This window comes from Nocardia sp. NPDC060220 (assembly GCF_042727815.1).
Taxonomy (GTDB): Bacteria; Actinomycetota; Actinomycetes; order Mycobacteriales; family Mycobacteriaceae; genus Nocardia.
In genome coordinates, this window is sequence record NZ_JBHWZY010001034.1 from 1 (window position 1) to 2161 (window position 2161).

General features: G+C 67.6%; 2 protein-coding genes. One reads left to right on the forward strand and one right to left on the reverse strand.

The annotated features are described in order from the left end of the window. Window positions 1-243 precede the first annotated feature (243 nt). Window positions 244-1206 (forward strand): DUF5996 family protein, encoded by a 963-nt coding sequence (locus tag ACFWF3_RS33280; RefSeq protein ID WP_379317904.1) that lies wholly within the window; start codon window positions 244-246, stop codon window positions 1204-1206. Window positions 1207-1228: 22 nt separating this feature from the next. Here the strand turns inward: ACFWF3_RS33280 and ACFWF3_RS33285 are convergent. Then, the coding region (locus tag ACFWF3_RS33285) for a TIGR03617 family F420-dependent LLM class oxidoreductase (RefSeq protein ID WP_379317906.1) at window positions 1229-2161 on the reverse strand (933 nt) is incomplete at its 5' end.

The following is a 2161-nucleotide window of genomic DNA, read 5'->3' on the forward strand; positions in this document are numbered from 1 at the left end:
GTTCTTGATTGTCGACAGCATCAGCGGTGTCTCCTTCGGTGTGGCGCGACTCCTACGTTATATGAGACTCGGAGTCCCACACAACCCCTCTGATGGTCGGATTCGTCCTTGCGGCGCGATCTACCAGCGCCGACGTACGATGAAACGTCGCAGGACACGCCGAACGGTTGACCAATCAGCCAGCGCACCTGGCTGTGAACGGGCGGGCCCACGGGGTCGCGCACCGAGAGAGCGAGGATCCCGATGGCACGTTCGACTCCCGCCAAGGCCGTATGGCCGGCCCTACGCGTCGACTCCTGGTCCGACACGCGCGACACCCTGCACATGTGGTCACAGATCATCGGCAAGCTGACAATGGCGGGCACTCCGCTGGTGAACCACTGGTGGAATATCACGTTCGCGGTCAGCGCGCGCGGGATGACGACCGGTGCGATTTCCGTCGACGGCCGCCTGCTCGACATCGAATTCGACTTCGTCGACCACGAACTCGTCCTGCGCAGCAGCGACGCCCGCCGCGCCACGATCGCCCTGCGACCGCGCACGGTCGCCGACTTCTACGCCGAACTCGGCCATGTGCTCGGCCGGCTGGACATCGTGGTCGATATCGAAGCCTCACCCAACGAGGTCGACCCGGCCATCCCCTTCGCCGAGGACACCACCCACCACTCCTATGACGCCGACGCCGTCCACCTGTTCTGGCAACAGCTCGTCCAGATCGAGCGAGTTTTCCAGCTCTGGCGCGCCGGTTTCGCCGGGAAATCCAGTCCGGTGCAATTCTTCTGGGGTTCCTTCGACCTGGCCTGCACCCGCTTCTCCGGCCGCCCCGCGCCCCTGCATCCCGGCGGTGCCCCCAACTGCGCCGATTGGGTGATGGAGGAGGCCTACTCCCGCGAATGCGCGAGCGCGGGCTTCTGGCCCGGTGGCGCCGAAGGCACCTTCTACGCCTATTCCTACCCGGCCCCGGACGGTTACTCCGCTCGTCCCGCGGGCCCCGACGGCGCCCAGTGGGACACCACCCTCGGCGAATTCGTCCTCCCGTACGACGTGGTCCGCAATTCCCCCGACCCCGACGCCACCCTCCTGCACTTCCTCGACACCACCTACGCTTCCGCGGCCGACCTGGCCCACTGGGACCGACCGCTGCTCGACGTCGATCCCCACCGCCTCGATCGCCGACTCCACGTCGACGACACGACGGCGCTCTGACCCGTCGGCATCCCGCGCGACATCACATCTCCCGCAACAGCTCTGTCAGCAGCGCGGGGTCGACCCGATAGGGCGTGTTGAACCCGAGCCGTTCGACGATTCCGTCGTAGCGCTCGTGCAGTTGCGCCGCCGCGCGGGCGGGGTCGGTGGCTGTGATCGCGACGGCATCGAGGAAATCGTCGTCGACGAGGTCGGCCATCCGATCCCATTCCCCGTTCTTGGACATCGCTTTCAGGCGGGGTCCGAGTTCGGCCCGATCGTGCAACTGGAGAATCGGCCAGTAGGCCGGTGTCGATCCGTAGAACGCCAGCTGCTTTCGGACGGCCTGCCTGGCCGCGGCGAGCTCGCTCGCGGATCTGCCTGTCGCGACCATCGCCGAATGGTGGATCACGATGTCGTCCACGGGTTTCCGTGCGCGCGCCGCGCCGTGCGCCAGGGCGGGCAGGGTCACCTCGCGCAGAAATCTCGGCGTGCAGAACGGGTGCGACATGAATCCGTCGGCGACCTCGCCCGCCACCGCGGTCATGCCCGGGCCCACCCCCGCGAGATAGATCGGCGGCGGTCCGAACCCGGCCACCTCGTCGGCCGCGGGGCGAAACAGTGGTGGCATCAGGGTGTGCTGATAGAACTCGCCCTGGTAATCGAGCCGCCCGCCCTGCTCCCAGCTCGCCCAGATGGCACGCACCGCCAGCACCATGTCGCGCATCCGGTCGGCCGGTCGGCTCCACGGCATCGAGTAGCGCCGGGTGATGTGCGCGCGGATCTGGCTCCCGAGACCGAGTACGAACCGGCCACGGGAGAAGGCCTGCAGATCCCAGGCGATGGTGGCGAGCAACAGCGGATTGCGGGCGAACGCCACCGCGATCGAGGTACCGAGCTCGACCCGCTCGGTGTGCTCGGCGGCGAGCAACAGCGGCAGAAACGGGTCGTGCGCGCCCTCGAACGTCCAGATGCC